22 protein-coding genes and 1 other annotated feature are annotated in these 20,984 nt (G+C 62.9%); of the genes, 8 read left to right on the top strand and 14 right to left on the bottom strand.

Annotated elements, in window-relative coordinates; all coding sequences use genetic code 11:
* Position 1: 1 nt before the first annotated feature.
* The 6 genes from hisH to hisL all read right to left on the bottom strand — a co-directional run bounded on the left by hisH (position 2) and on the right by hisL (position 5,173).
* Positions 2-592, bottom strand: a complete 591-nt coding sequence (gene hisH / locus AC2CGQ_RS11660) for an imidazole glycerol phosphate synthase subunit HisH (protein WP_004938803.1) — start codon at positions 590-592, stop codon at positions 2-4.
* Positions 592-1,659, bottom strand: a complete 1,068-nt coding sequence (gene hisB / locus AC2CGQ_RS11655) for a bifunctional histidinol-phosphatase/imidazoleglycerol-phosphate dehydratase HisB (RefSeq protein ID WP_015377254.1) — start codon at positions 1,657-1,659, stop codon at positions 592-594. Before hisB ends, hisH begins: the two co-directional genes overlap by 1 nt.
* Positions 1,656-2,744, bottom strand: coding sequence for a histidinol-phosphate transaminase (gene hisC, locus AC2CGQ_RS11650; RefSeq protein ID WP_015377255.1), 1,089 nt, complete (start codon positions 2,742-2,744; stop codon positions 1,656-1,658). Before hisC ends, hisB begins: the two co-directional genes overlap by 4 nt.
* The gene (gene hisD / locus AC2CGQ_RS11645) at positions 2,741-4,048 is read right to left on the bottom strand and encodes a histidinol dehydrogenase (RefSeq protein ID WP_004938796.1); all 1,308 of its coding nucleotides are present in this window, start codon (positions 4,046-4,048) and stop codon (positions 2,741-2,743) included. The genes hisC and hisD overlap by 4 nt, the downstream gene beginning before the upstream one ends.
* Positions 4,049-4,052: 4 nt before the next feature.
* Positions 4,053-4,952, bottom strand: a complete 900-nt coding sequence (hisG, locus tag AC2CGQ_RS11640) for an ATP phosphoribosyltransferase (protein ID WP_015377256.1) — start codon at positions 4,950-4,952, stop codon at positions 4,053-4,055.
* A 71-nt stretch (positions 4,953-5,023) separates the two neighbouring features.
* Positions 5,024-5,150, bottom strand: a sequence feature (His leader region).
* The gene (gene hisL, locus AC2CGQ_RS11635; protein ID WP_100396937.1) at positions 5,126-5,173 is read right to left on the bottom strand and encodes a his operon leader peptide; all 48 of its coding nucleotides are present in this window, start codon (positions 5,171-5,173) and stop codon (positions 5,126-5,128) included. Its footprint overlaps the feature before it by 25 nt.
* Positions 5,174-5,402: 229 nt before the next feature.
* Between hisL and AC2CGQ_RS11630 the strand changes: the two genes are divergently transcribed.
* Positions 5,403-6,227, top strand: coding sequence for an SDR family oxidoreductase (locus AC2CGQ_RS11630; protein ID WP_015377257.1), 825 nt, complete (start codon positions 5,403-5,405; stop codon positions 6,225-6,227).
* Positions 6,228-6,233: 6 nt separating this feature from the next.
* Here the strand turns inward: AC2CGQ_RS11630 and AC2CGQ_RS11625 are convergent, their stop codons facing one another.
* Positions 6,234-7,148, bottom strand: a complete 915-nt coding sequence (locus AC2CGQ_RS11625) for a LysR family transcriptional regulator (RefSeq protein ID WP_049187404.1) — start codon at positions 7,146-7,148, stop codon at positions 6,234-6,236.
* A gap of 248 nt (positions 7,149-7,396) precedes the next feature.
* On the opposite strand from AC2CGQ_RS11625, the gene speB reads away from it, so the two are divergent.
* The 3 genes from speB to AC2CGQ_RS11610 all read left to right on the top strand — a co-directional run bounded on the left by speB (position 7,397) and on the right by AC2CGQ_RS11610 (position 10,712).
* Complete coding sequence (speB, locus tag AC2CGQ_RS11620) at positions 7,397-8,329, top strand: agmatinase (RefSeq protein WP_015377259.1); 933 nt, start codon at positions 7,397-7,399, stop codon at positions 8,327-8,329.
* 77 nt (positions 8,330-8,406) lie between these two features.
* Positions 8,407-9,792 carry a sodium:solute symporter family protein gene (locus AC2CGQ_RS11615; RefSeq protein ID WP_044031580.1) on the top strand — a complete coding sequence of 462 codons (1,386 nt, stop codon included), beginning with the start codon at positions 8,407-8,409 and terminating at the stop codon, positions 9,790-9,792.
* A 110-nt stretch (positions 9,793-9,902) separates the two neighbouring features.
* Entirely contained in the window at positions 9,903-10,712 is an 810-nt protein-coding gene (locus AC2CGQ_RS11610; RefSeq protein ID WP_076740415.1) for a nitrilase family protein, read from the top strand.
* Between the two features lie 74 nt (positions 10,713-10,786).
* Here AC2CGQ_RS11610 and AC2CGQ_RS11605 read toward each other — a convergent pair whose 3' ends face one another.
* Positions 10,787-11,770 (bottom strand): magnesium and cobalt transport protein CorA, encoded by a 984-nt coding sequence (locus AC2CGQ_RS11605; protein WP_015377262.1) that lies wholly within the window; start codon positions 11,768-11,770, stop codon positions 10,787-10,789.
* Between the two features lie 19 nt (positions 11,771-11,789).
* Positions 11,790-12,209: a GNAT family N-acetyltransferase gene (locus AC2CGQ_RS11600; RefSeq protein ID WP_172574596.1), complete on the bottom strand. Its 420-nt coding sequence runs from the start codon at positions 12,207-12,209 to the stop codon at positions 11,790-11,792.
* Positions 12,210-12,340: 131 nt separating this feature from the next.
* On the opposite strand from AC2CGQ_RS11600, the gene AC2CGQ_RS11595 reads away from it, so the two are divergent.
* The gene (locus AC2CGQ_RS11595) at positions 12,341-13,441 is read left to right on the top strand and encodes a PQQ-dependent sugar dehydrogenase (protein WP_075684361.1); all 1,101 of its coding nucleotides are present in this window, start codon (positions 12,341-12,343) and stop codon (positions 13,439-13,441) included.
* Between the two features lie 13 nt (positions 13,442-13,454).
* Here the strand turns inward: AC2CGQ_RS11595 and AC2CGQ_RS11590 are convergent, their stop codons facing one another.
* Both AC2CGQ_RS11590 and AC2CGQ_RS11585 read right to left on the bottom strand, forming a co-directional pair.
* Positions 13,455-14,075 (bottom strand): glutathione S-transferase family protein, encoded by a 621-nt coding sequence (locus AC2CGQ_RS11590; protein WP_099982695.1) that lies wholly within the window; start codon positions 14,073-14,075, stop codon positions 13,455-13,457.
* 89 nt (positions 14,076-14,164) lie between these two features.
* Entirely contained in the window at positions 14,165-14,821 is a 657-nt protein-coding gene (locus AC2CGQ_RS11585; RefSeq protein WP_004938759.1) for an HAD family hydrolase, read from the bottom strand.
* Between the two features lie 107 nt (positions 14,822-14,928).
* Between AC2CGQ_RS11585 and AC2CGQ_RS11580 the strand changes: the two genes are divergently transcribed.
* Both AC2CGQ_RS11580 and AC2CGQ_RS11575 read left to right on the top strand, forming a co-directional pair.
* Positions 14,929-15,165: a hypothetical protein gene (locus tag AC2CGQ_RS11580; protein ID WP_099982696.1), complete on the top strand. Its 237-nt coding sequence runs from the start codon at positions 14,929-14,931 to the stop codon at positions 15,163-15,165.
* Positions 15,110-16,132, top strand: a complete 1,023-nt coding sequence (locus tag AC2CGQ_RS11575; RefSeq protein ID WP_166445521.1) for an isopenicillin N synthase family dioxygenase — start codon at positions 15,110-15,112, stop codon at positions 16,130-16,132. Before AC2CGQ_RS11580 ends, AC2CGQ_RS11575 begins: the two co-directional genes overlap by 56 nt.
* 59 nt (positions 16,133-16,191) lie before the next feature.
* Here the strand turns inward: AC2CGQ_RS11575 and AC2CGQ_RS11570 are convergent, their stop codons facing one another.
* The gene (locus tag AC2CGQ_RS11570; RefSeq protein ID WP_015377268.1) at positions 16,192-17,337 is read right to left on the bottom strand and encodes a trans-sulfuration enzyme family protein; all 1,146 of its coding nucleotides are present in this window, start codon (positions 17,335-17,337) and stop codon (positions 16,192-16,194) included.
* Positions 17,338-17,349: 12 nt separating this feature from the next.
* Complete coding sequence (locus AC2CGQ_RS11565; protein WP_075684362.1) at positions 17,350-18,717, bottom strand: pyridoxal-phosphate dependent enzyme; 1,368 nt, start codon at positions 18,715-18,717, stop codon at positions 17,350-17,352.
* A 467-nt stretch (positions 18,718-19,184) separates the two neighbouring features.
* On the opposite strand from AC2CGQ_RS11565, the gene AC2CGQ_RS11560 reads away from it, so the two are divergent.
* Positions 19,185-20,390: a serine hydrolase gene (locus AC2CGQ_RS11560; protein WP_015377270.1), complete on the top strand. Its 1,206-nt coding sequence runs from the start codon at positions 19,185-19,187 to the stop codon at positions 20,388-20,390.
* A 94-nt stretch (positions 20,391-20,484) separates the two neighbouring features.
* On the opposite strand, the gene AC2CGQ_RS11555 is transcribed toward AC2CGQ_RS11560, so the two are convergent.
* Positions 20,485-20,976: a fimbrial protein gene (locus AC2CGQ_RS11555; RefSeq protein WP_226882947.1), complete on the bottom strand. Its 492-nt coding sequence runs from the start codon at positions 20,974-20,976 to the stop codon at positions 20,485-20,487.
* Positions 20,977-20,984 lie beyond the last annotated feature (8 nt).

Raw genomic sequence — 20,984 nt, 5'->3', positions numbered from 1 at the left:
CCTACATCTCCAGAAAGTTTTTCAACAGTTGCGCGCCGGCTGCTCCAGAACGTTCTGGATGAAACTGCACGCCGAAGAAGTTGTCTTTTTGCACGGCGGCGGTGAAGGGCTCGCCGTAGTTCGCCTGGGCGATGGTGCTGGGGCATATCGGCATCGCATAGCTGTGTACGAAATAGAAGTAGGCGCCGTCATCGATGCCGCGGAACAGATGGTGGCCCGCCTGCGCGGACACCTGGTTCCAGCCCATGTGCGGCAGCGGCAGGCCGAAGTCGGTCATCTGCTTGACCGGCGTATCGATGAGGCCGAGCGTGGTCACGCCGCCGTTCTCTTCGCTGCTGGCCGCCAGCAGCTGCATGCCGAGGCAAATGCCCAGCACCGGCTGCGTGCAGGCCCTGATCAGTTCGATCAAATCGCGCTCGCGCAGCTGATCCATCGCCGCCTGCGCAGTGCCGACGCCCGGCAGGAACAGCTTGTCGGCGCGCAGCACGATCTCCGGATCGCGGCTCACCTCCGGCTGATAACCCAGGCGCCGCACCGCGTAGGTGACGGAGGCCAGGTTGGCGCAGCCGGTATCCAAAATCACCACGTTCATCACAGCACTCCTTTCGAACTCGGCAGGGTATTGCCCTCGACGCGGATCGCCTGGCGCAGCGTGCGGCCAAACACTTTGAACAGGCTCTCGACCCGGTGGTGGTCGTTTTTGCCCTTGGTCTTCAGGTGCAGCGTGCAGCCCATGGTGTAAGAGAGCGAACGGAAGAAGTGCTCGACCATTTCGGTGCTGAGATCGCCGACGCGCTGATAGTTGAACTCGGCCTTGTACTCCAGGTGCGGGCGGCCGGAGATATCCAGCGCGCAGCGCGCCAGGCATTCGTCCATCGGCAGCACGAAGCCGAAGCGGGCGATGCCGCGCTTGTCGCCGAGCGCCTTGTTCAGGGCTTCACCCAACGCCAGGCCGGTGTCCTCTACCGTATGGTGATCGTCGATATACAGGTCGCCTTTGACGTCGATCTCCATGCGGAAGCCGCCGTGGGTGGCGATCTGATCCAGCATGTGATCGAAGAAGCCGACGCCGGTTTTGATCTTGCTGCCGCCTTCGCGATCCAGCCAGACGTTGACGTCGATCTGCGTCTCTTTGGTCACGCGATTAACCCGCGCGTGACGGTCACGCAGGGTCAACTGGCGCACGATCTCTTTCCAGCCCAGCACGCCGCGCTGGTAACGCAGCCCCTGGATGCCCATGTTTTCCGCCAGCTGCACATCGGTCGGCCGATCGCCGATCACGTAGCTGTGCGCGGTATCGAGCACGCCGGGTTCAAGGTAGCCTTTCACCAGCGCGGTTTTCGGCTTGCGGCAGTCGCAGTTGTCCGCCGGCAGGTGCGGGCAGATCAGCACATCGGCGAACTGAATGCCCTGCGAACTGAGGATCTGCATCATCAGGTTGTGCGGCGGATCGAAGGTCTCCTGCGGGAAACTGGCGGTGCCGAGCCCATCCTGATTGGTGATCATCACCAGCTGATATCCCGCCTGTTGCAGCGCCAGCAGGGAAGGGATCACGTCTGGCTCGAGCGCCAGCTTGTCCAGGCGGTCAACCTGGAAATCTTCCGGTGGCTCGGCGATCAGCGTGCCGTCACGATCGATAAAGAGGATTTTTTGGCTCACATTGGCTCCTGGCGAGTCTGGTTGGCGCCGGGCAGGGCGGACAAGGCGTCCACCACGCGTTGACATTCGTCGCGGGTGCCTATGGTGATGCGCAGGCAGCCGGACAACCCGGGCTGTTTGTTTTGGTCTCGTAAGATAATGCCCTGATCCCACAAGCTTTTAAACACATTACTTGAGGCGGTGAAGCGAGCCAGCAGGTAATTGCTGTCGCTGGCGAAAACCTGCTCGACGCAGGCGCATTTCTCCAGCTGTTGCTGCAGCCAGCTGCGGGTGGCTGCGATGTCGGTGACGCGCTGGCGCATGGTGCGGATACCTTCTTCGCTCAGCGCCTGCGCGGCGATATCCGCCACCGGCGTCGAGAGCGGGTAAGGGGCGATCACCTTCAGCAGCAGGGCAATCAGATCTTCATTGGCGAGCGTAAAGCCGCAGCGCAGGCCGGCCAGCGCAAAGGCCTTCGACAGCGTACGCAAAATAGCCAGGTGCGGGTAGTCGCTCAGCCAACCGGCTACCGAAGCCTGCGGGCAAAACTCGATATAGGCTTCGTCCACCGCGACGATCGCCTTGCCTTTGGCCAGCTCCAGCAGGCTGCGCAGAGAGTCCGGGTCGATCAGGTTGCCGGTCGGGTTGTTCGGGCTGCAGACGTAGATCAGCTTCACGTTGTCCAGGCTGTCCGCGATGGCCGGCAGATCCAGTTGCCAGTCCTCTTTGGCGGCCACGGTGCGGCGCTCCACGCCAAAGGTTTCGGCGCTGACGGCGTACATGCCGTAGGTCGGCGGGCAGAACAGAATAGCGTCTTTGCCCGGCTCGCAGAAGGCGCGGATCAGCAGCTCGATGCCTTCATCGGCACCGCGGCTGACCAGCACCTGCTCTTTCTTCACCCCGGCATAGGCGGCGTAGCGTTCGATCACCTGCGCCGGCTGGCACTCCGGATAGCGGTTGAAGGTTTGCGCGGTCAGCTGGAATTCCGGGGCGATCGGGTATTCGTTGGCGTTCAGCCATACGTCGCCCTTGCCGCCGAGGCGGCGCGCCGATTGATAAGGGGTCAGCTCGCGAACGTTGGCGCGCGCCAGTTTTTCGATGCTCATGCTTGCTCCTTCAGGGCGGCGACGCGCAGGGTCACGGCGTTCTTGTGGGCGATCAGCTGCTCGGCGGCAGCCAGCGTCTCGATGGTGGCGGCCAGGTTGCTGAAGCCCTGCGGCGTCAGCTCCTGCACCGTCATGCGTTTTTGAAAGTCGGCCAGCCCAAGGCTGGAGCAGGTGGCGGTGTAGCCGTAGGTCGGCAGCACGTGGTTGGTGCCGGAGGCGTAATCGCCAGCGGACTCCGGCGACCAGTCGCCGAGGAACACCGAGCCGGCGCTGGTGATGCCGTCCACCAGTTCGCGCGCATTGCGGGTCTGAATAATCAGGTGCTCCGGGCCGTAGCGGTTGCTGATCGCCACGCACTCAGCCAGATCGCGCGCTACGATCAGGCGGCTGCTCGCCAGCGCCTGACGGGCGGTCTCGGCGCGCGGCAGCTCGGCCAGCTGGCTTTCCACCGCTTCGGCCACCGCCTGCGCCATTGCCGCGTCCGGCGTCAGCAGGATCACCTGCGAATCCGGGCCGTGTTCGGCCTGCGACAGCAGATCGGAAGCGACGAACGCCGGAGTGGCGCCGGCGTCGGCGATCACCAGCACCTCCGAAGGGCCGGCCGGCATGTCGATGGCCGCGCCATCAAGGCGCTGACTGACCTGCCGCTTGGCTTCGGTCACGAAGGCGTTGCCCGGCCCGAAGATCTTCGCCACGCGCGGCACGCTCTCGGTGCCGAACGCCAGGGCGGCGATCGCCTGCGCGCCCCCGACCTGAAACACTTCCTGCACGCCGCACAGCTGCGCCGCATACAGGATCTCATCGGCGATCGGCGGCGGCGAGCACAGCACCACCCGGCGGCAGCCGGCGATGCGTGCCGGCGTCGCCAGCATCAGCACGGTGGAGAACAGCGGCGCCGATCCGCCGGGAATATACAGGCCGACCGAGTCGATGGGGCGGGTCACCTGTTGGCAGCGCACGCCCGGCTGCGTTTCGACGTCCACCGGCGGCAGCCGCTGCGCGTTGTGGAAGGTTTCCACGTTGGCGACGGCCACCGCCATCGCCTGTTTGATGTCGTCGCCCAACCGCGCGGCGGCGGCGGCGATCTGCTCGGCGCTGACGCGCAGCGCCGAGACTTCCGCCTTGTCGAAACGGGCGCTATAGTCGCGCAGCGCCCGATCGCCGTTGGCCTTCACGTTGTCGAGGATCTCGCTCACCGTGCGGGTGATGCTGTCAGAGGCGGCGATGGCCGGGCGCATCAGCAGCTCGGCCTGGCGTTCGGCGCTGCTGGTCGCCCAATCGATCGGCGTGTTGAAGGTCGACATGGCGTTACTCCATCATCTTTTCAATCGGCAGCACCAGAATCGAGCTGGCGCCGAGCGCTTTCAGTTTTTCCATGGTTTCCCAGAACAGGGTTTCGCTGCTCACCATGTGCATCGCCACGCGGTTCTGCGCGCCGGCCAGCGGCAGAATGGTCGGGCGCTCGGCGCCCGGCAACAGCGCGACGATCTCGTCCAGTTTCTCGCTCGGCGCGTGCAGCATGATGTATTTGGATTCACGCGCCTGGATCACGCCCTGAATGCGGGTCATCAGGCGATCGATCAGCTGCTGTTTGGCTTCCGGCATTTCGCCGTCGCGCTGGATCAGGCAAGCCTTGGAGCGGTAGATCACTTCGACTTCACGCAGGCCGTTGGCCTCCAGCGTGGCGCCGGTTGAGACCAGATCGCAGATGGCGTCGGCCAGACCGGCGCGCGGCGCCACTTCCACCGAGCCGTTCAGCAGGCAAGATTTGAAGCGCACGCCCTGCTTGTCGAGGTATTGCTTCAGCAGGTGCGGGTAAGAGGTGGCGATGCGGGCGTCCTGCAGGCTTTGCGGGCCGGCGTATTCGGCGTCGAGCGGGGTGGCCAGCGACAGGCGGCAGCCGCCGAAATCGAGGCGGCGCAGCGTGAAGTAACGCGGGTCTTCGCCCTGGGCGCGGCGGCTGAGCAGCTCTTCTTCCAGCACGTTTTCGCCGATGATGCCGAGATCGACCACGCCGTCCATCACCAGGCCCGGAATATCGTCGTCGCGCACGCGCAGGATATCGATCGGCATGTTCTCGGCGAAGGCGATCAGACGCTGCTGCTGCAGGTTGATCTTGATGCCGCAGCGCGCCAGCAGTTCCTGGGATTCATCGCTCAGGCGGCCCGACTTCTGCATTGCGATCCGTAAACGTGTCTTGTCCAGCATGGTAACCTCTGTTTAATCTGTAATTTTATGAATTTATTGTAAAAACTATTCTTTCTGTCTGTACGGAGCCAAAAAAAAAACCCTCGGAAGAAATCTTCCGAGGGCTCTCTCTTGCGTTCTGCGCGCCACTGGAAGATTAACAAACCGTCTTCCAGCACTCATCGCCTGAAAGACTAGTCAGGGTGATGGTGATGATGGTGGTTGAACTGAACGCGTGTCATGGTGTTTTTCTCTAATCAAAAGCCGGTAAAAACCGTATGCCAATTAAGCTAAACTATCCGCTGTCCACCGCGCAACCCTTTTTTAACGTCATAAATTTAATTTATTGAAACAGGTTAGGTTATTAGCCACAGACAGCTTTACCTGACCTTAAGCCGGGCAGATTGTATCGCCGTGCGCAGTGGCGTAGCCTTAGGGGTAGGGCGCTGCGATCTTCAAGAGAGGAAGAGGATGAAAAAGGTAGCCATTATTGGTTTGGGTTGGCTGGGCATGCCGTTGGCGCTGTCGCTGATGGGGCGCGGGTATGACGTGGTCGGTAGCAAAACCACGCCGGACGGCGTCGAGGCCGCGCGCATGAGCGGCATCGAATGCTACCAACTGGAACTGACGCCGGAGCTGGTGTGCGATCCGGACGATCTGGAATCGCTGCTGCGCGTGGATGCGTTGGTGGTGACACTGCCCGCTCGCCGCACCGTCGAAGGCAGCGAAAACTATTTCAATGCGGTGCGTATGCTGGTGGACAGCGCGATGGCCTTTGGCGTGCCGCGGGTGATCTTCACCAGTTCCACCTCGGTGTACGGCGAAACCGCAGGCACGCTGCGCGAAGAGTCGCCGTTGCGGCCGGTCTCGCCGTCAGGGCGGGTGTTGGCCGAGCTGGAACGTTGGCTGCATGAATTGCCGAACACCTCGGTGGACATTCTGCGCCTGGCGGGGCTGGTGGGCGCCGATCGTCACCCCGGCCGCTTCCTGGCGGGCAAGCTCGACGTGAAGGGCGGTTCGCAGGGGGTGAATCTGGTGCACCAGGACGACGTCATCGCCGCCATCCAGCTGTTGCTGAAGCTGCCGAAGGGCGGCCACGTGTACAACCTGTGCGCGCCGCGTCATCCGGCCAAGCGCGAATTTTATCCGGCGCTGGCCGAGCAGTTGCATCTGGAGCCGCCGCAGTTCGCCGACGAGGCGGAGCAGGACGAGCGGCTGGTGGACGGCAACCGCATCTGCAACGAGCTGGGTTTTGAATACCAGTATCCCGATCCGGCGCGCATGCCGGTCAGTTAACGTCCGTCAGGCCCCGCGCATGCGGGGCTTTTTTTCGCCGGCGCGCGCCAAATCCTCCAGCAGCGCGTTCAACGCCTCGTTGGGCTGGACGGGGCGGCTGACCAGGCTAAGCGTGGCGCGATAAGAGAGCGCCGTGCCGCCCAACTGCCGCAGCAGTCCCTGTTCCACCCAGCGCGCCGCGTAGTGGGTGGGCAGATAGCCAAGACAGGTACCGCTCAGCACCAGATGGGCGACGCTTTCCATATGGTGAGCCACCGCCGCCAAGTGAGGCGGCGCGATCGGGCACAGCTGCTGCGCCAGCAGGTAGCCGCGCTTGACCCAGCGCGCGTTTTCAATCTGCTCGCGCTCGGGTTCTTCCACCGCGAACAGCGGGTGATCCGTGCTGCAGTAGATCGCCTGTATTTCCTCCAGCCACGGCTGATAACGTAACTCCTCCAGCTGTTGGCCGAAGTAGCCGATGCCCAGATCGAGCTGCTGGTGCAGCAGCCCTTGCTCAATCTCGTTCGGCGAACAGATGCGGCACTGCAATTGCACGTCCTGATGGCGCCGCTGAAAGTGCTTGATGGCCTGGCTGAACGGATTGCCCGGCAGCGAAACCAGATTGTCCACCAGACCGATTTGCAGATCGCCGGTCAGCAGGCCGTTCAGCGACTGGCTGACTCGGGTGAAGTCGCGGGCGGCGTTGAACAGCGAACGGCAGGCGATCAGCATGCGTTCGCCCTTGGGCGTCAGCCGGAAGCCGGAGCGCCCGCGTTGGCACAGGCGAAAACCCAGTCGGGTTTCCAACGAGGCCAGATGGGTGCTGATGGTGGATTGGTTCATCAGCAGCGCTTCCTGCGCGGCGCTGACGCCCTGGGCTTCCGCTACCGCGACGAACACCCGCAGCAGTTTCAGATCGATATCGCTTAGGTTGGTGAGCATTCCCCCTCCGCAGAACGTCGGCCGGTTAACCCATTTTTAACATCGAAGAAATAGGTGCGGCGCTGAAGATATGGCCTTTCTTATGGCATGAAGTTGAAATAAAAATCAATACTTCAATAGGTTAGTTGCATCGCGTTTTCCGATGTTTACATGCAAAAGCGGGAATGGTAGCCGAGGTGGCCACCGGGGTAGCCTGCGAATGTTGCTCAAATGTTTCAATCCATCGCAGATAACGACAAGGAAACGCCATGCTGAACCAACCCCAAAGCGGTAACGATATGCCGCGCTTTGCCGGCCTCCCCACCATGATGCGCCTGCCCGCGGCAGAACAGGCGCGCGGTCTGGACGCCGCCTTTGTCGGCATTCCGCTCGATATCGGCACCTCCAACCGCAGCGGCACTCGCTATGGCCCGCGCCAGATCCGCCAGGAATCGGTGATGATCCGTCCTTACAACATGGGCACCGGCTCTGCGCCGTTTGAACGGCTGCAGGTGGCCGATCTGGGGGATGTCGCCATCAACCCCTACAGCCTGGCGGACAGCGTGCAGCGCATCGAGGCGGCTTACCACGAGATCCTGGCGCACGGCTGCACGCCGTTGACGCTCGGCGGCGATCACACCCTGACGCTGCCGGTGCTGCGCGCCGTCGCCCGTCGTCATGGCCCGGTCGGGCTGATCCACGTCGATGCGCATTCCGATACCAACGAGGAGATGTTCGGCGAACAGCTGGCGCACGGCACCACCTTCCGCCGCGCGTTTGAGGAGGGGCTGCTGGCGCCGGAAAAAGTGGTGCAGATTGGCCTGCGCGGCAGCGGCTATGCGGCGGATGACTTCGACTGGTCACGCCGCCAGGGCTTTCGTGTGGTGCCGGCTGAGGCCTGCTGGCACCGGTCGCTGACGCCGCTGATGGCGGAGATCCGCGAACAGATGGGCGAAGCGCCGGTTTATCTCAGCTTCGATATCGACGGGCTGGATCCGGCCTTCGCACCGGGCACCGGCACGCCGGAGGTCGGCGGGCTGTCGGTCTGGCAAGGGCTGGAGATCGTGCGCGGCTGTCATGGACTGAACCTGGTCGGCGGCGACGTGGTGGAGGTGTCGCCGCCTTACGATCGCTCCGGTAACACCGCGCTGCTGGCGGCCAACCTACTGTTTGAAATGCTGTGCGTGCTGCCGGCCCGCTGAGGCCGGCTTACTGACTCTACCGGCGGAGCGGTTGCGTCGGGGCCCCTGATAACAATAACTACGGAGTGGAGGTACCCATGAATCTCGATCTGCTGGTCGTGGTGTTTTACTTTCTGGTGATAGGCGCGGTGGGGTGGATGGGCATTCGCCGCGCCAATTCCAAAGAGGCGTATCTGGTGGCCGGGCGCAACCTGGGGCCGGGGCTGTATCTGGGCACGCTGTCGGCGGTGGTGCTCGGCGGCGCGTCGACCATCGGCAGCGTCAAGCTCGGCTACACCTACGGCATCTCCGGCGTCTGGCTGTGCGGCGCGCTGGGGCTGGGCATTGTGGTGCTGAGTCTGGTGCTGGCCAAGCCGCTGCTCAAACTGAAGCTGTATACCGTCAGCCAGGTGCTGTCGCGGCGCTATCACCCGGCGGCGCGGGTCACCAGCGGCGCGATCATGCTGGCGTATGACCTGATGGTGGCGGTGACCTCGATCATCGCCATCGGCAGCGTGATGCAGGTGATGTTCGGCCTGTCGTTCAGCGCGTCTATCCTGCTCGGCGGCGGGCTGGTGGTGCTGTATTCGACGCTGGGCGGCATGTGGTCGCTGACGCTGACCGACATCATTCAGTTCATCATCATGACCGTCGGCATGATGCTGGTGCTGATGCCGATGAGCATCGTCAAGGCCGGCGGCTGGGAGGCGTTCACCAGCCTGCTGCCCGCCGGTTACTACCAGCTGTCGTCGATCGGGCTGGACACCATTCTGGTGTTCTTCCTGATCTACTTCTTCGGCATTCTGATCGGCCAGGACATCTGGCAGCGGGTGTTCACCGCCCGCAGCGCCAATGTGGCGCGCTTCGCCGGGCTGGGGGCGGGCGTCTATTGCGTGCTGTACGGCGTGACCGGCGCGCTGATCGGCATGGCCGGCAAGATCGTGCTGCCGTCGCTCAGCAACACCGACGGCGCCTTCGCCGCCATCGCGCAGGCGGTGTTGCCGGTTGGCGTCAGCGGGCTGGTGGCCGCCGCGGCCCTGGCGGCGCTGATGTCCACCGCCAGCGCCTGCCTGTTGGCGTCTTCGACCATCGCGTTGGAGGACGTGCTGCCGGCCATCCGCCGTAAACCTTCCGGCGGGCTGGCCGCCGGGCGCTTCACCACGCTTTTCATGGGCGCGGTCATGCTGGGGCTGGCGTTTGTGGTGCGCGACGTACTGGCGGCGCTGACGCTGGCTTACAACCTGTTGGTGGGCGGCATGCTGATCCCGCTGGTGGGGGCGATCTTCTGGCCGCGCGCCACCAGCGTTGGGGCCATCGCCAGCATGCTGACCGGCAGCCTGTGCGTGGTGGGGCTGATGATCTGGCACGGCATCGACGCCAACAGCCCGATCTACGGCGGTCTGCTGGGCGGCGGCGTCGCCTTCGTGCTGGGCAGCCTGCTGAGCCGCCCGACGCCGCAGCTGCAGGCGCAAACTGAACGCTGAGGCGCGATCCGGGCTTTTATCACGGCGCCTTTACTGATTTACTGAGGAGCAGGGCGCATCGCCGCCCTGTCGGTTTAACGGTGAGGGTGAGGGTAAGGAGAAGGTGAGTCATGGGTAAAATCAGCGTCGCATGCTGCCAGTTAGCGCTGCGGGTAGGGGAAGCAGAGCATAATCGGGCGCAGTCCGCTCAGGCGATCCGTCATGCGGCGCAGCGCGGCGCCAACGTCATCGTGTTGCCGGAGTTGGTGAACAGCGGCTATGTGTTGCGCGATAAGGCGGAGGCGTGGGCGTTGGCCGAGACCGAAGACGGGCCTAGCCTCAGCCTGTGGGGGGCCCTGGCGCGTGAGTTGGATGTGGCGATCGTCGCCGGTTTCTGCGAGCGGCTGCCCGATGGCGGGGTGGCCAACAGCGCGGCATTGATCGATGCGCAGGGGGTCAGGGCGATTTATCGCAAAGCGCACCTGTGGCATGAAGAGAGTTCGATCTTTACCCCCGGCGATCGGCCGCCGCCGGTCGTCGAGACCCGCTTTGGCCGGTTGGCGGTGATGATCTGCTACGATCTTGAATTCCCGGAGTGGGTGCGGCTGCCGGCGCTGGCCGGCGCTCAGCTGCTGTGCGCACCGGTTAACTGGCCGCAGGCGCCGCGTCCGCAGGGCGAACGGCCGGCGGAGATGGTGAAGGCGCAGGCCAACGCCGCCGTCAATCGGCTGTTCATCGCGGTGTGCGATCGCTGCGAAACGGAGCGCGGCGTTGCGTGGATCGGCGGTTCGGTGATCGTCGACGCCGATGGCTACCCGTTGACGCAGAGCCTGACAGGCGAAGGCATGGTGCTGGCATCGATGGATATCAGCACGGCCGATGACAAGCGCATCGGCCGCTACAATCATGTGCATCGCGATCGGCGGCCGATGCTGTATTGAAGTAGCGGGGCAGTCGGCGGATCCGGCTGCCCCGCCGATCGTTTCTCCGGCGGGAAAATCCGCCGTTTTGGCGCTTACAGCCAGCCTGATTTCTTCAGCTTCTGATACAGGAAAATACAGCCGACGGCGGTCGCCCCCAGCGTGGCGTGATAGGCCCACGGGAATTTCAACTCCGGCATGTCGGCGAAGTTCATCCCGTACAGGCTGAAGATCACCGTCGGGATAGCCAAAATCGCCCCCCACCCCGCCAGCCGTTTCACCACTTCGTTTTGTTTGACCGTCACCAGCGCCAGATTGACGTGCATGGCGTTGGTCAGCATTTCGCGCATGTCGTCGATGTTGCTGACCACCTGATGCGCGTGATCCTGCACGTCGCGCACGTAGGCGCGCAGCTCTTTCGGGATCACTTCTTCGTGCAGACGGATCAGCTGGTTGCAGATTTCATCCATCGGCAGCGCGGCGTTGCGCAGCGCCAGCAGGTGGCGGCGCAGAGTATAGACGTTCTCGATCGCCGCCTGATCGAACTCCGACTGAAACATGTTGGCTTCGATGTTCTCGATGGTGCTCTCGAAGCGCGTTACCACGCTGCGGTAGTTATCCACCACGAAGTCCAACACCGAATAGAGGGCGAAGCCCGGCCCGCGGCACATCTGCTTGTGGTTCTCTTCCGCCTTGGCGCGGATCGGCGCGTAGCTGGGCGAGGCGCCGTGGCGCACCGTCACCAGAAAGTTTTTGCCGACGAAGAAGTGGGTTTCGCCGTATTCGATTTCGTCGTGCTCGCCCCACTGCGCGGTTTTCACCACGATGAACAGCGAGTCGCCGTAGGTCTCCAGCTTCGGCCGCTGGTGCGCGCACAGCGCGTCTTCGATCGCCAAATCGTGCAGGCCGAACTCCTCCTGCACCTTGCGCATAAACGCCGGTTCCGGCTGCCGCAACCCCAGCCAGACGAAGGTGTCCGGTTGTTTGACCACCTCGCTGATATCGTCGATGGTCACTTCGCCCAGCCGTTGGCCGGCTTTGTACGCCACACAGTTCACCACCATGCTTTTGCTGTCCATCTGTCCATCTGTCCATCCATCAATCAGTCAGGGTTTTGGTAAGAAAATAGCACTCATGTTCCACCGGATACTCTTTCAGCGTCATTTGCAGCTGATAGCCGAGCTTTTCGTAGAACGGCCGCGCCTGGAAGCTGAAGGTGTCGAGACGGGCGTAGCGGCAGCCGCGCGCCTGCGCCTCGTGCTCGGCGGCGCGCATCAGCCGGCCGCCGAGGCCGCTGCCGCGCTGGGTATCCGCCACCCACAGCCACTCGATGCTCAGCCAGTTGCCCCAGGTTTCGGCGGTCAGCCCGCCGATCACCGTGCCGGCCTCGTCGCGCGCATAGACGCTGAGCGGCTTGCGGTGGCTGGTGTCGATATGCGGCAGGTTGTAAGCGCGCAGGCCTTGCCTGATCGCATCGAGGGTATGTTCGTCAATCGCGTCGGTAACGGTAATGTCCATTTTTCCTCCTGGGTTATGGATTAACTTAAGCACACTGCGGCTAAAAGGCAACCCGTTGAAATGTAATGTAAACACCCATTACGACGGGCTGGGCTACACTAAACGGGTCATTTCATCTTCAGGAGGACGCCATGCCCCGATTGACTCTGCTGGCCGGTTTGCTGCTGTGCAGCGGCCTGCTGCACGCCGCGCCGACGGTCAGCCAATTGCAGGACGGCCTGGAACACCCATGGTCGCTGGCCTTCTTGCCGGCGGAACAAGGCCTGCTTATCACCGAACGGCCCGGCCGGCTGCGGCTGTGGCTGCAGGGCAAGGGCCTATCGCCGCCGATCGCCGGCGTGCCGCAGGTCTACGCCGAGGGGCAGGGCGGCCTGCTGGAGGTGTTGCCGGCCCCCGACTTCGCCGCCAGTCGCCGGGTATATCTCAGCTTCGCCGAACCGGGCGAGGGCGGCAAAGCCGGTACGGCGGTCGGCTATGGCCGCCTGAGCGACGATGGCGCGCGGTTGGAAAACTTTAAGGTGATCTTCCGTCAGCAGCCCAAGCTGTCGGTCGGCAATCACTTTGGCGGCAAGCTGGCGTTCGATCGGCAGGGCTACCTGTTTATCGCGCTGGGCGAAAACAACCAGCGGCCGACGGCGCAGGAGACCGACAAACTGCAGGGCAAGCTGGTGCGGCTGACCGCCGAGGGCGCGGTACCGCCGGACAACCCCTGGGTCGGCCAGGCAGGTAAACGCCCGGAGGTTTGGTCCTACGGCCACCGTAATCCGCAAGGGTTGGTGCTGAATCCGTGGAGCGGCGCGATCTGGGAGCATGAACACGGTCCGCGCGGCGGCGATGAGCTCAATATCCCGCTGCCGGGTAAAAACTACGGCTGGCCGCTGGCCACCTATGGCATCAACTATTCCGGCCAACCGATACCGGAGGCCAAAGGGGAACGGGTGCCCGGCACCGAACAGCCGCTGCACTATTGGCGGGTTTCGCCCGGCCTCAGCGGCATGGCGTTTTATGACGGGCAGCGTTTCCCCGCCTGGCGGCATTCGCTGTTCATCGGCGCACTGGCGCAAAAGGAACTGATTCGCCTGACGCTGGAGGGCGACAAAGTGGTGGCGGAAGAGCGGCTGTTGGGCGATCGCGGCGAACGCATCCGCGAGGTGCGCAGCGGGCCGGATGGCTACCTGTATCTGCTGACGGACGAACGGGACGGCAAGCTGCTGAAGGTCGGGGCGTCGTAACGCCCCGCACGCGTCAGGTGAGTGCGCTCATCACGCAGCGCTGGTAGGCCGGGCGTGCGCGCAGCTGCTGATACCAGCGCTCCATGTTCGGCCGTGGGCGGCGGGCGATCGGCATTTCGAACCAGGCGTAGGCGAAGCTGCCGAGCGGGATATCGCCGAAACCGAACGCGCCGCCGGAGAGGTAAGGCTGGTGCGCCAGCGTCTGTTCGATGACGTCGAAGTGTTTTTCCAGCGTGGCGATCGCCGCTTCGATTTTCGCCATGTCGCGCAACTCTGGCGCAGTGCGGATCAGGCCCCAAAAGACGATGGTGAAGGCCGGAACGATGGTCGAGGTGGTCCAGTCCATCCATTTCTCGGCGGCGGCGCGCGCCTGCAGATCTTGCGGATAGAACGTCGCGTCGCCGAATTTCGCCGCCAGGTAGCGCACGATGGTGTTGGACTCCCACAGCACGAAGTCATCGTCCTGCAGTAACGGCACCAGGCCGTTCGGGTTCAGCGCGCGGTAACTCTCTTCGTTGACCTTGCCAAACGCCCCGCCGGCGTTGATGTGGGTATAGCTCAGCCCCAGTTCGGCGGCGCACCACAGCACCTTCCTGACGTTGTTCGAATTCTCACGACCCCAAATGGTCAGCATGGGATAACTCCGTTAGCGGATTAAAGACCCTTAATACCTACGCCACAATGCGCTTTTTGTCACACCGCAGGGCATTTTTTGTCTGCCGCTCAACGCTCCCAGCGGCACACTTCCCAACCGTGCTCCGCCGCCAGCGCGCTCAGTTCGCTGTCGGGATTGATCACCGTGGCGCTGTCGACGAATTGCAGCATCGCCTTGTCGTTGAGAGAGTCGCTGTAGCCGTGGCTGTGCTCGAACTTCAGGTGCGGGTGCTGCGCCAGCCAGTGCTGCAGGCGGATCACCTTGCCCTGTTGATAGGTCATGGTGCCGTAGGTGTTGCCGGTGAAGCGGCCGTCGCTGATTTCCACGCCGATCGCCAGCGCATCGTCGGCGCCGAGCTGTTCGGCGATCGGCGCCACCAGGTGTTCGCCGGTGGCGGAGATCACCAGGATGCAGTCGCCGCGTTCGCGGTGCCACTGCAGGCGTTCACGGGCGGCGGGATAGACGCGCGGCAGGATGTCGCGCCGGATGTAGCGTTGCACCCAGCCGGCCACGGTTTGCACGCTCAGGCCGGTCAGCGGCGCCAGCGTGGCCTGCATGTAGTCCTCCATCGACAGCTTGCCCTGATAATAGAGCTGCATCAGTTGCTGCTCCTGCAGTTCCAGCTCCGCCGGCGCGAACCCCTGGCCGACCAGCCAGCGGATCCACAGGCTGGCGCTGTCATCGTCAATCAGGGTTTCATCCAGGTCGAATAAGGCTAAATCCATCAGTATTTCTCCGGCAGGCAGGGTATGAGGTCGTTTACAGGATAGCGGATAGCGCACGTCGCCAGCCAGCGGCGTCGGCGAAATTGCGCAGAGCATAAGAAACATTGATGACGGTTTTGCGACAGTTTGTTGAACGTTTGCATATCTTAGAACGCAACAATATTGGCCGCCCCGGCGAGCGCGGTGGTAACTATGGGGCAAATGCAGCCACCCGCTGGGGAGGGTTAATGTTGATTATTCGCCTGTACGGCAGCCCGATCGTAATCGGGGAAGAAGAGGAACCGCATGATGACGCACCTGACGACGCTGAAGACGTTGCCGCTGCTGGATCTTTCGCAGCTTGACGGTGATGCGCACCGGCGGCGCGCTTTTCTTGACGATTTGCGCGCGGCGGCGCGCGACGTCGGTTTCTTCTATCTGCGCGGTCACGGCGTGGACGGCGCGTTGAATGCGCGGTTGCAGCACGCCGCGCGACAATTTTTCGCCCTGCCGGAAGCCGACAAGCTGGCGGTGCAGATGGTGCATTCGCCGCACTTTCGCGGTTACAACCGGGCGGCGGCGGAACTCACGCGCGGGCAGCCTGACTGGCGCGAGCAGTTCGATATCGGCGCTGAACGCCCGGCGCTGACGCTGGCTGACGACACGCCGCGCTGGGCGCGTCTGCAGGGGCCAAACCAGTGGCCGGCGGCGCTGCCGGCGCTGAAACCGCTGCTGCTGGAGTGGCAACAGGCGATGACCGCCATGTCGCTGCGGCTGCTGCGCGCTTTCGCGTTGGCACTTTCGCTGCCGGAGCAGGCTTTCGATCGCTTATACGGCGAGAAGCCCAACGAGCACATCAAACTGATCCGCTACCCGGGGCGGGACGCCACCGCCAGCGCACAGGGCGTCGGCGCGCACAAGGACTCCGGTTTTCTCAGCTTCCTGCTGCAGGACGCGCAAAAAGGGCTGCAGGTGGAGGTCAGCGAGGGGCAATGGATAGACGCGCAGCCGCGTGAAGATACCTTCGTAGTGAACATCGGCGAGCTGCTGGAGCTGGCGACCAACGGCTATCTGCGCGCCACGGTGCACCGGGTGGAAACGCCGCCGGCGGGGAGTGACAGATTATCGATTGCGTTCTTCCTCGGCGCGCGTCTGGACGCGGTGGTGCCGCTGTACCAACTGCCGCCGCAGCTGGCGGCGCAGGCGCGCGGCCCGGCCAGCGATCCGCTCAATCCGCTGCTGCGCGATGTGGGGTATAACTACCTGAAAGGCCGCATCCGCTCTCACCCCGATGTGGCACACCGTTTTTATCAGGACGTCATCGGCCTCTGAACGCCGGGCGTAAAAAAGCCCGGCGCGTCGGCCGGGCTGATCGAGCGCTGATGCGGCGATTATTCCGCCAGCGCCTGCTGCAGATCGGCGATCAGATCTTCCACATCCTCAATCCCCACCGACAGGCGCACCAGCTGCGGCGTGATGCCGGTTGCCAGGCGCTGTTCCAGCGGAATGGAGGCGTGCGTCATGCTGAACGGCTGGCTGATCAGGCTTTCCACGCCGCCCAGGCTTTCCGCCAGGGTGAACAGGCGCGAACGCTGGATGACCCGGCGCGCATAGGCGTCGTCGCCTTTCAGCCGTACCGAGATCATGCCGCCGAAGCGCGTCATCTGGCGCGCCGCCAGCTCGTGCTGCGGGTGGCTCGGCAGGCCGGGATAGTAGACGTTTTCCACCTGCGGCTGGCTCTCCAGCCACTGGGCGATGCGCAGCGCGCTGTCGCTGTGGCGCTGCATGCGCAGCGCCAGGGTGCGGACGCCGCGCAGCGTCAGGAAGCTGCTGAACGGATCGAGAATGCCGCCGACCGCGTTTTGCAGGAAACCGAGCTGTTCCGCCAGCGCCGGGTTATCGCCCACCGCCGCGACGCCGGCCACCACGTCGGAGTGGCCGTTGAGGTATTTGGTGGCGGAGTGCACCACCACGTCAAAGCCCAGATCCAGCGGGCGTTGCAGATACGGCGAGGCGAAGGTGTTGTCCGCCACGCTGATGAGCTGGTGCTTTTTGGCGATCGCGGCGATGGCGCTCAGATCCGCCAGCTTGAGCAGCGGGTTGGTCGGCGTTTCGACCCAGATCATTTTAGTGTCCGGCTCGATCGCCTGTTCCAGCCCGGCGAGATCCGCCGGCGCCACGTAGGTGACGCGCAGGCCGGCGGTGCGGCTGCGCACTTTTTCCAGCAGGCGATAGGTGCCGCCGTACAGGTCGTCCACCGCGATCAGGTGGCTGTCTTTATCGAGCAGCTCCAGCACCGTGGAGCAGGCCGCCAGGCCGGAGGCGAAGGCGTAACCGCGGCTGCCGCCTTCCAGTTCGGCGATGGCGCTTTCCAGCGCGGTGCGCGTCGGGTTGGCGCTGCGGGAATACTCATAGCCGGTATGCTCGCCCGGCGCCGGTTGGGCGTAGGTAGAGGTGGCGTAAATCGCCGGCATCACTGCGCCGGTCGCATCCGGGGTGTAACCGGCGTGAACGGTCAACGTATCAAACTTGGCCATAATGGGTCCTTATTAACGTAATTTTTGGCGCCAGGCGTTAAGCACGTCTGTGCGGGTAATCAGGCCGAGGAAGCGCTCGCCGTCGAGCACCACCGCGACGTGGCCATGGTTGAAGGTGGCCTGTAATTCCTCGTAGCCGGCTTCCTTTTGCAGCGTATGAACCTGTTTGGTCATCGCGCTGCCGGCCGGCAGGCTGAAGTGGGCGGCGTCGGCCTGGACGGCGTTCAGCAGATCCCACTCATCGATCAAACCGACCACCCGATCGCCTTCCAGCACCGGCAGCTGCGAGATGTCGTACAGCCGCATGCGGGCGTGCACGATCGCCAACGTGTCGTCCGGCGCGGCGGAAACGGCGGCGCCCTCGTCGTGGCGGTAGGCGATCAGATCGCGCAGATCGCCGTGCTGTGGCTTGCTCAGCAGGCCCTGTTCCAGCATCCAGTGATCGTTATACATTTTAGACAGGTATTTGTTGCCGCTGTCGCAGACGAAGGTCACTACCCGCTTGGGTTCGGTCTGTGCGCGGCAGTAACGCAATGCGGCGGCCAGCAGGGTGCCGGTGGACGATCCCGCCAGCACGCCTTCCTTGCGCAGCAGCTCGCGCGCGGTGGTGAAGGCTTCGGCGTCGCCGATGCGGTAAGCGTTGCGCACCTGGTCAAAGTCGCTGAGCGGCGGGACGAAGTCTTCGCCGATGCCTTCCACCAGCCAACTGCCGGCTTCGCCGATTTGGCCGTGGTCGAGATAGTCCGCCAGAATAGAGCCGGCAGGGTCAGCCAGCACGAATTCCGTCTGCGGCGAAACCTCGGCGAAATAGCGGCTCAGCCCGCCCAGCGTGCCGCCGGAACCGACGCCGACCACGATGGCGTCCACGTCATGCTCCATCTGCCGCCACAGTTCGGGCGCCGTGGTGGTGGTATGGGCCGCCGGGTTGGCGGGGTTGTTGAACTGATCGATATAAAAGGCGCCGGGGATCTCTTCCGCCAGGCGTTTGGCGTAATCCTGGTAGTAAGCCGGGTGCCCCTTGCCGACGTCCGAACGGGTCAGCAGCACCTCTACCCCCAGCGCGCGCAGGTGGAAGATCTTCTCGCGGCTCATTTTGTCCGGCACCACCAGCAGCAGCTTATAGCCTTTCAGCGCCGCCACCAGCGCCAACCCCAGGCCGGTATTGCCGGCGGTGGCTTCGATGATGGTGCCTCCTGGCTGCAGTTTGCCGTCGCGCTCGGCCTGCTCGATCATCGACAGTGCCACGCGGTCTTTGATCGAACCGCCGGGGTTTTGGTTCTCCAGCTTGACGAACAGCCGGCACGGGCCGATATCAAACTGGGTCAGTTCCAACATCGGGGTATTGCCAATCATCTCGATGACGGAATGGGGGATCGCCATGACTCATCTCCAGGATTATTCGGTATAAAAGTCGTTGTGCGGATGATAGCGCTGAGGATAAGCGCTTTAAAAAGAACAAATAGCGGTTCTATATGCCATTATGGAATATATTAATCTTTTTTAGACGTATGGAAGCGCAGATGTTTAGCGGTGCAGATGCTTGGCCGTGTAGCCGTGGGTAGATGCGAAAATGCGCGTCGCGATGCTTTTTTGAACGATAAGTGCGTGCCTGCGTACAGTTATGTAAAAATGCTGAAAATTCACGCTAAACCCTGCAAAAATAAGATAAATCACATAAACTCACAGCAAGGGCATTTTCGGTGCGTTGCGTTACCCATTACGGGCGCCGCAGGGGGTTGCAGCCGGCACGCGCGCACCGGGCCACTCTCGCTGGTTGGCTTAAAACGTGAACATGTTTGAAAGTTAACGCTATTTCAATGGTTTTGAATGGACACTCTGGCGACGTCATGATGAAAAAAAACTTATCCACTTCCCTGAAAAAACTGACCTTCAGCGTAGGCATCCTGTTGCTGGCCGCCCCGGCCGTGCACGCGGCCGAGCCGCCGGCGCCGCCGCAGGTAGACGCCAAGGCCTTCATTCTGATGGATTACAACAGCGGTAAAGTGCTGACCGAAGGCAATGCCGATACGCGTCTCGATCCCGCCAGCCTGACCAAGATCATGTCCAGCTACGTGATCGGCCAGGCGATCAAGGCCGGCAAGATCAAGCCGGAAGACATGGTCACCGTCGGCAAAGACGCCTGGGCGCCCGGTAACCCGGCGCTGCGCGGCTCTTCGCTGATGTTCATCAAGCCGGGCGATCAGGTGCCGGTGCTGGAACTGAATAAGGGCATCGTGATCCAGTCCGGCAACGACGCCAGCATCGCGCTGGCGGACTACGTGGCGGGCAGCCAGGATTCGTTCGTCGGCCTGATGAACAACTACGCCAAGTCTCTGGGGCTGCAGAATACCCACTTCCTGACGGTGCACGGTCTGGATGCGGAAGGGCAGTACAGCACCGCGCGCGACATGGCGCTGCTGAGCCAGGCGCTGATCCGCGACGTGCCGGACGAATACGCGCTGCATAAAGAGAAAGAGTTCACCTTTAACAAGATCCGCCAGATTAACCGCAACCGTCTGCTGTGGAGCAGCAACCTGAACGTCGACGGCATCAAGACCGGTTACACCAGCGGCGCCGGCCACAACCTGGTGGCGTCCGCCACCGACGGCCCGATGCGTCTGATCTCGGTGGTTTTAGGCGCGCCGAGCGATCGCGTGCGCTTTAGCGAAAGCGAAAAGCTGCTGACCTGGGGCTTCCGTTTCTATGAAACCGCGACGCCGATCAAGGCCGATAAGCCGTTCGTCACCCAGAAAGTGTGGTTCGGCGACGTCAGCGAAGTGCCGCTCGGCGTGGCGAAAGACGCCTCGGTCACCATTCCGAAAGGGCAGATGAAAAACCTGAAGGCCAGCTACAAGCTGACCCAACCGACGCTGGAAGCGCCGCTGGCGAAAAACCAGGTGGTCGGCACCATCGATTTCCAGCTGGACGGCAAAACCATCGAGCAGCACCCGCTGGTGGCGATGCAAGAGGTGAAAGAGGGCAACTTCTTCAGCCGCATCTGGGATATGGTGATGATGAAGCTGAGCCAGTGGTTCGGCGGGATCTTCGGCTGAATGCCCTGACACCGCTGCCGCATCGTCGCGTGCGGTTCCTGAAAAAGCCGCAACCTTCCGTTGCGGCTTTTTCATTTTCAGCATCCGTGGCGTTTCAGAAATAGTCCACCAGCATGGTGGCTCCGCTGGAGAAGTCACCTTCCGCCAGGGTGACGGCGCTGTTTTTCACCGGCACCGCATCAAGCGTCGGCGGATTGGCGTAATCGATGTTCAGCGGCGTATTGATGGCGAAAGCCTTGCCGTTGGCCAGCAGTTTGATGCCCAGCCCATTGACGCTGCTGTTCAACACGCTGCTGTCAAAGGCCGCCGCGCTGCCCATGATCTTCATTTTCAGCTGGCGGCTGTTATCCAGAAACTCACACTTGATGCTGTAATCGATGCGTTGCATATAGCGATTACCGTCGATACGTTTGATGCCGACCTTGCCAAAGTCGATATCGATGGTGCGCCCGTCGTTGATCACGCAAGGCGGAGGCGCCACCACGGTGGCGGTGATACTGACCTTGGTGCCCTGGTCGGCGGCCTGGGGGGCGGCGCTGATCACACCCAGCGTAAACAGCAGAGCGCAACGCGTTTTCCTCGTCATGTTCATTC

It is taken from the genome of Serratia sp. DFXYC6, assembly GCF_057196085.1.
The sequence above is the reverse complement of the archived record's forward strand: the minus strand, read 5'-3'. Positions and strand labels throughout refer to the sequence as shown.